The organism is Cellulomonas bogoriensis 69B4 = DSM 16987, assembly GCF_000767165.1.
In the GTDB taxonomy this organism is placed as follows: Bacteria; Actinomycetota; Actinomycetes; order Actinomycetales; family Cellulomonadaceae; genus Actinotalea; species Actinotalea bogoriensis.
This window is the reverse complement of the sequence record NZ_AXCZ01000133.1, coordinates 1-7862: the sequence shown is the minus strand read 5'-3', so window position 1 is coordinate 7862 and position 7862 is coordinate 1. Positions and strand designations below refer to the sequence as shown.

Below are 7862 nucleotides of genomic sequence, written 5' to 3'. Positions count from 1 at the left end.
GTCCCGGTCGCCTCCCTGACCGTCACCAAGCTGCGCTGGCTGCGGGACGCCGAGCCCGAGAACGCCGCGCGCGTCGCCGCCGTGGCGCTCCCCCACGACTGGCTGTCGTGGCGCCTGGCCGGCCACGGCCCCGGTGCGGACCTCACGACCCTGGCCACCGACCGTTCCGACGCGTCGGGCACCGGCTACTGGTCACCCTTCACCGGCGAGTACCGCCGCGACCTGCTCGAGCGGGCCCTGGGGCACGACGCGGTCCTCCCGCGGGTGGTGGGCCCCGCCGACGTCGCACACCGCCTCCAGCGCACCTCGGGCGACCTGCTGGTGGGCCCCGGCGCCGGTGACAACGCGGCCGCCGCCCTGGGGCTCGGCATGAGCACCGGAGACGTGGCCCTGTCGATCGGGACCTCGGGCGTCGTCTCGGCGATCTCGGCCCAGCCGATCGCCGACGCCTCCGGCATGGTCACCGGGTTCGCCGACGCGACCGGGCAGTTCCTGCCGCTGTGCGCCACGCTCAACGCCGCCCGCGTCCTGGACGCCGCCGCACGGCTGCTCGGCGTGGACCACGCGACGCTGTCCGACCTCGCCCTGGCCGCACCGGCCGGCGCCGACGGCCTCGTGCTCGTCCCCTACCTGGAGGGCGAGCGCACCCCCAACCGCCCCGACGCGACCGGCGCCCTGCACGGCGTCCGGCTCACCAACACCACGCCCGCGCACCTGGCCCGGGCCGCGGTCGAGGGCATGCTGTGCGCCCTCGCAGACGGCCTGGACGCGATGCGCGCCCAGGGCGTGCCGGTGGAGCGCGTCCAGCTGATCGGTGGTGGCGCGCAGTCCGAGGCGGTGCGCCGCATCGCACCGACGATCTTCGGCCTGGACGTCACCGTCCCCGAGCCCGGGGAGTACGTCGCGGACGGCGCCGCACGCCAGGCGGCATGGGTGCTGGCTGCCTCGCAGGACGCCACCGCCCAGGCACCCTCGTGGGCGGCGAGCACCAGCGAGGTGTACAGCGCCGCCGCCGAGCCGCGCGTGCGCGAGCAGTACGCCGCGGTCCGGGAGCTCACTGCGAAGCGCCCCGGTGCATGAGCAGCGCACGGCGCTGACGCGCTGAGGACGAGAAAGGGCCCGGCAGCCTGGCTGCCGGGCCCTTTCTCTGTGTTCGGCCTGCTACGAGAGCGCCGTGACGACCGCGCTCAGCGGTTGTCGTAAGCCGCCTTCACCTCAGCCGGAATTCGCCCACGGTCGCTGACCGTGTAGCCGTTGGCCCGTGCCCATTCACGCACCGCGGCGCTGTCACCACCGGCGCTGCGACCACGGGCCGCACCACGCCGCTGACGTCCACCCACGCGACGCGCGTGGCCCACCCACGAGGCGAATGCCTCACGGAGCGCGGTGGCATTCTCGGCGCTGAGGTCGATCTCGTAGGAGACCCCGTCGAGAGCGAAGGACACCGTCTCCTCCGCTGTGCCCCCGTCGAGGTCGTCGACCAGGACGACCTGAACCTTCTGTGCCATTGCCATCCTCTTTCCGCCAGGAAATTGCCGGTCGGAGGAACAATACACCTCTTGGACAGGACGCGGGCAGCCGGATGTGGACGATGATCTTCTCCGGAGCATCCGCCGCGCGGATTTACCTGCCGGACACCGACCCGGCGGACCGCACACGTCACTGCTTGTGGTCTACCACCTGCGGTGCATTCTGCTCCGACTGCGCCGCCGCCTGCTCCTCGGCCTCCAGCTGAGCGATCGCCGCGCGTTCACGCCGGTCCGCGTGGATGACCGCGCGCATGACGAACCAGAAGATGAGCCCGACGCCCACAGAGGGCACCAGGGCCGAGAGCGCGTCACCGATCCAGTCCATGCCCCGATCCTACGCCGTGCACCGCGAGATCGGCCGAGATCGGCCGAGACCGGCGAGCAGGTCCGGAGCGGTCAGTGCGTCGGCTTCACCAGCGGGAAGAGGATCGTCTCGCGGATTCCGAGCCCGGTGAGGGCCATGAGCAGCCTGTCCACACCCATACCCATTCCGCCGGCGGGCGGCATGGCGTGCTCCATGGCCTCCAGGAAGTCCTCGTCCAGGCGCATCGCCTCGTCGTCGCCGGCGGCGGCCAGGCGCGCCTGCGCCTCGAACCGCTCACGCTGGACGACCGGGTCGACGAGCTCGGAGTAGGCGGTGGCCAGCTCGAATCCGCGGACGTACAGGTCCCATTTCTCGACCATGCCCGGCTGCGTGCGGTGCGCGCGGGTGAGCGGGCTGGTCTCGACCGGGAAGTCCCGCACGAACGTGGGCCTGTGGAGGTGGTCACCGACGTGGTGCTCCCACAGCTGTTCGACGAGCTTTCCGTGGTTCTGGCGACTGGGGTCGATCTGGTCGTCGAATCGCTCGACCAGTCGCATGAGCGTCTCGACGGGCGTCTGCGGAGTGATCTCCTCACCCAGAGCCTCGGACAACGACCCGTACATGGTGAGGGTGTCCCAGGTGCCGCCGATCTCGTACTCGGTACCGTCGACCAGGGCCAATGTGGTGGTGCCGAGCGCCTCGAGGGCGGCACCTTGGACCAGGTCCTGGGTCAGCCGCGCCATCGTGTCGTAGTCGCCGTAGGCCTCATACGCCTCGAGCATCGCGAACTCGGGTGAATGCGAGGAGTCCGCGCCCTCGTTACGAAAGTTCCGGTTGATCTCGAAGACCCTGTCGATGCCGCCGACGACGGCACGCTTGAGGAACAGCTCGGGAGCGATGCGCAGGTAGAGCTCGAGGTCGAACGCATTCATGTGCGTGGTGAAGGGCCGCGCCGTGGCACCGCCGGGCTGCGTCTGGAGCATCGGGGTCTCGACCTCGATGTAGTCCCGCGAGTGCAGCGTGTCGCGCAGCGAGCGCACCACGGCGGCGCGCATGCGGGCGGCGTCCCTGGCCGCCGGTCGCACGATGAGGTCCACGTAGCGCCGGCGGACGCGGGCTTCCTCCGAGAGGTCCTTGTGCAGCACCGGCAGGGGGCGCAGCGCCTTGGCCGCGAGCTGCCAGTCGTCGGCGAAGACGCTGAGCTCGCCGCGCCTGGAGCACCCCACGCGGCCGTGGGCGAACAGGTGGTCACCCAGGTCGACGTCGGCCTTGAAACGGGTCAGGGAGTCCTCACCCACCACGGCCTGGCTGAGCATGACCTGCAGGCGCTCCCCCGCCCCGTCCTGGAGCGTGACGAAGCACAGGCGCCCGGTGTTGCGCAGGAACACGACGCGCCCGGCGACGCCGACCTCCTGGTCCGTCTCGACCCCGGCCTCCAGGTGCCCGTGCTCGGCGCGGACCTGGGCGATCGGGTGGGTGACCGGGACACCGACGGGGTAGGCCTCCCGGCCCTCGGCGAGGATCCGGTCGCGCTTCTCGCGTCGGACCCTGACCTGCTCGGGAAGGTCGTCGACGGGAGGCTCGGGGCTGGCGGTCGCAGGAGTGCGGGGGTCGGTGGTCACCCCGGTGATCCTACGAGGTCCAGCGCGACGTCGATGATGGGGCTGGAGTGGGTGAGCGCCCCGACGGACAGGTGGTCCACGCCGGTGGCCGCGACCTCGCGGGCCCGGTCCAGGGTGAGGTTGCCGGTGGCCTCCAGGACGACGGGTCCGGTCTGCGGCTCGCGCGCCCGGACGGTCGCCACCACCTGGGTGAGGAGGGGGGTGGGCATGTTGTCCAGGAGCAGGAAGCGCGCCCCGACGTCCAGGGCCTCCACGGCCTGGTCCAGGGTGTCGACCTCGACCTGGACCGGGACGTCGGGGAACCGGTCGCGGACCGCACGGACCGCACGCGCCACCCCTCCGGCGGCCGCGACGTGGTTGTCCTTGACCATGGCCACGTCGTGCAGACCCATGCGCTTGTTCTCGCCGCCGCCGCAGCGGACCGCGTACTTCTCGAGGTCACGCAGGCCGGGAGTGGTCTTGCGGGTGTCGAGCACCGTGGCACCGGTGCCAGCGAGCGCCTGGGCCCACCGGTGGGTGTGGGTCGCGACCCCCGAGGCGCGGGAGACGAGGTTGAGCAGGGTGCGCTCGGCGACGAGGAGCGCCTGGACGGGCCCGGTGACCACGGCCATCACAGTGCCGGCGGTGACGGTGGCCCCGTCCTGCACCCTGAGGTCCAGGGCGGGGCGGGCCACCGACAGGCGGGTGGCGACCTGGCCCAGCACCTCGGGCGCGACGGCGAGGCCGGCCACGACGCCGGGCTGGCGCGCCACCAGGTGGGCGGCACCTTGCTGGCCGGGTGCGACGGTCGCCTGGGTGGTGACGTCCCGACCCGGCGCGGGGCCGAGGTCCTCGTCGAGAGCCCGCCGGACGAGGTCGGCGAGGACGTCGGGGGCGAGGGTCCGTTCGGGGGCTGCCACCCGCCCAGACTACCCGGCTGATACCCCGTACCGTATAAATGGGGGGAGGCTGGGCCCGCACGCGGTGGGCCGTGCGCCCACACGGAGGGAAGGACGTCGAATGCAGCTGGACCCCGAGGAGATGACCGCGGTGATCAACCGCCTGCGCCGGGCGCAGGGGCAGATCGGGGGTGTCCTGAAGATGCTCGAGGCGGGGGCGGACTGCGCCGACGTCGTCACCCAGCTGTCCGCGGCGTCCAAGGCGCTGGACCGGGCCGGGTTCGCGATCATCGCCACCGGCCTGGAGCAGTGCATCACCCAGGGTGACGAGGCGTCGGGCATCGACCGCGAGCGCCTGCAGAAGCTGTTCCTGTCCTTGGCCTGAGCGGGACCCTCGACCCAGGGAATAGATACCCCCTGGGGTATGTTGGGTCGGGTGGTGCAGCCGTTGCACCGTGCACGCCCGAGCAGAGGAGACACACATGAGGATCGTCGTCGTCGGTGGGGTCGCGGCCGGGATGAGCGCCGCCGCACGCGCACGCAGGCTCGCGCACGACGCCGAGATCGTCGTCCTGGAGAAGGGCGAGCACGTCTCGTTCGCGAACTGCGGCCTGCCCTACCACGTCGGCGAGGAGATCGAGGAGCGGTCCTCGCTGCTCCTGCACACCCCCCAGACCCTGCGCGCAGCCCTGGACCTGGACGTGCGCACCGGTCACGAGGTGACCGCGATCGACCCCGGCGACCGCACCGTCACCGTCGCGGCCGCCACGGGCTCCTACACCCTGGGTTACGACGCGCTGGTCCTGGCGCCCGGCGCCACCGCCGTGCGCCCCCCGATCGAGGGCCTCGACCTGCCCCAGGTGCGCACCCTTCGCACCGTCCCCGACGCCGACGCCCTGCGGGACCTGGTCTCGGACGGCGCTCGTCGGGCGGTGGTCCTGGGAGCAGGGTTCATCGGGCTGGAGGCCGCCGAGGCGCTGCGCCTGCGGGGCCTGGAGGTCGACGTCGTCGAGCTCGCGCCGCACGTCCTGCCGCCGCTGGACGCCGAGCTCGCCGCCCTGGTCGACGCCGAGCTCGCCGCCCACGGGGTGCGCACCCTCACCGGCGTCGCAGCCGACCGCGTCACCGCCACCCCCGGTGCCGGTGCAGCCGTCGAGGTCGGGCTCGCGGACGGCACGACCCTGCCCGCCGACCTGGTCGTCCTCGCCGTCGGTGTGCGACCCGACTCCACCCTCGCCCGCGCCGCGGGCCTGGAGGTCGACGACCGTGGTGCGATCGTCGTCGACGACGCCCAGCGCACGTCCGACCCGCACATCTGGGCGGCGGGTGACGCCACCTCCGTCCGCCACGCCGTCACCGGGGCGCTCGGCCCCGTACCCCTGGCAGGCCCGGCCAACCGTCAGGGCCGGCGGGCCGCGGACGCGATCCTGGGCCGGCTGACCCCCGGCCGGTCCGCCCGGGGGGTGCTCGGCACCGCCGTCGTGCGCGTGTTCGGGCTCACCGCCGCCCTCACCGGGGCGAACCGACGCACCCTGGAGCAGGCAGGGACCCCTCACCACGCCGTCCACCTGCACCCCGGACACCACGCCGGGTACTTCCCCGGGGCCGAGCAGGTGCACCTGCTCATGACGTTCGCGCCCGACGGCCGCGTCCTGGGTGCGCAGGCAGTGGCTCGCGCCGGCGCCGACAAGCGCATCGACGTCCTGGCCACCGCGATCGCCGCCGGGATGACCGTCGACGACGTCGCCGAGCTCGAGCTCGCCTACGCCCCGCCCTACGGCTCGGCCAAGGACCCGGTCAACATGGCCGGCTTCATGGCCCAGAACGTCCTGGACGGCACCCTGCGTCTGTGGCACGCCGACCAGCTCGACGACGTCCGGGACGAGGCGCTGGTCCTGGACGTCCGCTCACCCGAGGAGTTCGCCTCCGGTCACCTCCCGGGCGCCCTGAACGTCCCCCACACCGAGCTGCGCGACCGCCTCGACGAGGTGCGCCGGACGGCCGGCGACCGACCCGTGCGGGTGCACTGCGCCAGCGGGTTCCGCTCCTACCTGGCTCACCGTGCCCTGGACCAGGCGGGCCTGGACTCGGCGAACCTCTCCGGCGGGATGCTCACCCTGCGCGCGGCCCGACCCGATCTGGTGCTGGAGCGCGGGACGGACTGAGGTCCAGCGGGGCCCGGGCCAGCTCGAGGACCCCGTCGGCCCCCAACCGGGCGACCACCCTGGCACGCCAGCCCTCGACCGGGTCGGGGTGGTCCTCCCGGAAGTGCCCACCCCGGCTCTCGGTCCGCTCGGCCGCGACCGCCGTCAGCAACGTCGCGACCTGGTGCAGGTTGGTGGTCTCCCACTCCGCCGTCTGCGGCGCGGCGACCACCCCCGGGACCTCGTGGGCCCGGACCGGCACCGCGGCCAGGGCCTGCGCGGCGTGCGCCAGGCCCTGGGCGCTACGGATCACACCCGGGCCGCGCTGGGCGATGCGCTGCAGGCGGGTCCGGACCGTCGCGGCGACCAGGGCCGGATCACCAGGACGTTCGACCGGCTCCACCCGGGGCAGGGCACCGCGCGACAACCGGTCGGCGATGTCGTCCGCGGCGCGGGCCGCGAACACCAGGCCCTCCAGCAACGAGTTGGACGCCAGCCGGTTCGCGCCGTGCACCCCCGTGCACGCGACCTCGCCGACCGCGTACAGCCCCTCGACCGAGGACCGTCCGTCCACGTCGGTCACCACCCCGCCGGAGTGGTAGTGCTGGGCGGGGGCCACCGGGATCAGGTCCGTGCCCAGATCCAGGCCCTCGTCGAGCAGCCGCCGCCCGATCGTGGGGAACCGGCGCCGCAGGAAGTCCGGGCCCAGGTGCCGGGCGTCCAGGTACACGTGCTCCGATCCCGTCGCGGCCATCTGCCGGACGATCGCGTGCGCGACGACGTCCCGCGGCGCGAGCTCGGCCTGCGGGTGCACCTGCGGCATGAACCGCACACCGTCGGTGTCCAGCAGCATCGCGCCCTCACCGCGCACCGCCTCGGAGATCAGCGCGAGCTGACCCTTGACGCCGGCACCCAACCACAGGACCGTCGGGTGGAACTGGACGAACTCCACGTCACCCACCACGGCCCCGGCCCGCAACGCCGCCGCCAACCCGTCACCGGTGGCCTGCGCGGGGTTGGTCGAGGACTGGAAGAGCTGCCCGATGCCCCCGGTGGCCAGCACCACCGCCCGGCCCAGGACGGCCCCCACCCCGTCCCGGGTGCCCTCACCGATGACGTGCAACGTCACCCCGCACACAGGCCCGGACGACCCGTCCGGCCCGGGCGCGCCCGTCAGCAGGTCCAGCACCAGGGCGTGCTCGATCACCTCGATCCCCGGGTCCGAGCGCACGGCCTCCAGCTGGGCGACCAGGGCCCGCGAGATCTCAGCGCCCGTCGCGTCCCCGCCGGCGTGGGCGATGCGGTCCGCACCGTGCCCGCCCTCACGGGTGAGCGACAGCACCCCGTCCGGGCCCGTGTCGAACGCCGCACCGGCGGCCGCGAGC

The 7862-nt window shown here is 73.4% G+C and carries 8 protein-coding genes; 3 read left to right on the top strand and 5 right to left on the bottom strand.

The window, feature by feature from the left end; translation table 11 throughout:
* A partial coding sequence (locus tag N869_RS11175; protein WP_035061625.1) for an FGGY-family carbohydrate kinase occupies positions 1 to 1080 on the top strand: 1080 nt, incomplete at its 5' end.
* A 107-nt stretch (positions 1081 to 1187) separates the two neighbouring features.
* Here the strand turns inward: N869_RS11175 and N869_RS11170 are convergent.
* The 4 genes from N869_RS11170 to nadC all read right to left on the bottom strand — a co-directional run bounded on the left by N869_RS11170 (position 1188) and on the right by nadC (position 4354).
* Positions 1188 to 1508 carry a histone-like nucleoid-structuring protein Lsr2 gene (locus tag N869_RS11170; RefSeq protein WP_035061622.1) on the bottom strand — a complete coding sequence of 107 codons (321 nt, stop codon included), beginning with the start codon at positions 1506 to 1508 and terminating at the stop codon, positions 1188 to 1190.
* Positions 1509 to 1659: 151 nt separating this feature from the next.
* A complete protein-coding gene (locus tag N869_RS11165; RefSeq protein ID WP_035061620.1) occupies positions 1660 to 1854 on the bottom strand; it encodes a hypothetical protein in 195 nt (64 codons plus the stop codon).
* Positions 1855 to 1925: 71 nt separating this feature from the next.
* Positions 1926 to 3455: a lysine--tRNA ligase gene (lysS, locus tag N869_RS11160; RefSeq protein ID WP_035061617.1), complete on the bottom strand. Its 1530-nt coding sequence runs from the start codon at positions 3453 to 3455 to the stop codon at positions 1926 to 1928.
* On the bottom strand, positions 3452 to 4354 hold the full coding sequence (nadC, locus tag N869_RS11155) for a carboxylating nicotinate-nucleotide diphosphorylase (protein ID WP_035061615.1): 903 nt from the start codon (positions 4352 to 4354) through the stop codon (positions 3452 to 3454). Before nadC ends, lysS begins: the two co-directional genes overlap by 4 nt.
* Positions 4355 to 4454: 100 nt before the next feature.
* Between nadC and N869_RS11150 the strand changes: the two genes are divergently transcribed.
* On the top strand, positions 4455 to 4718 hold the full coding sequence (locus N869_RS11150; protein WP_035061612.1) for a metal-sensitive transcriptional regulator: 264 nt from the start codon (positions 4455 to 4457) through the stop codon (positions 4716 to 4718).
* 97 nt (positions 4719 to 4815) lie between these two features.
* On the top strand, positions 4816 to 6498 hold the full coding sequence (locus N869_RS11145; protein ID WP_035061609.1) for an FAD-dependent oxidoreductase: 1683 nt from the start codon (positions 4816 to 4818) through the stop codon (positions 6496 to 6498).
* Here N869_RS11145 and N869_RS11140 read toward each other — a convergent pair.
* On the bottom strand, positions 6446 to 7862 hold a 1417-nt coding region (locus N869_RS11140; protein WP_035061606.1), incomplete at its 5' end, for an FAD-binding protein. The genes N869_RS11145 and N869_RS11140 overlap by 53 nt on opposite strands.

Coding starts and splice junctions, on each gene's coding strand:
- N869_RS11145 (WP_035061609.1), top strand. CDS start 4,816: ATGAGGATCGTCGTCGTCGGTGGGGTCGCGGCCGGGATGAGCGCCGCC.
- N869_RS11170 (WP_035061622.1), bottom strand. CDS start 1,508: ATGGCACAGAAGGTTCAGGTCGTCCTGGTCGACGACCTCGACGGGGGC.
- N869_RS11165 (WP_035061620.1), bottom strand. CDS start 1,854: ATGGACTGGATCGGTGACGCGCTCTCGGCCCTGGTGCCCTCTGTGGGC.
- N869_RS11150 (WP_035061612.1), top strand. CDS start 4,455: ATGCAGCTGGACCCCGAGGAGATGACCGCGGTGATCAACCGCCTGCGC.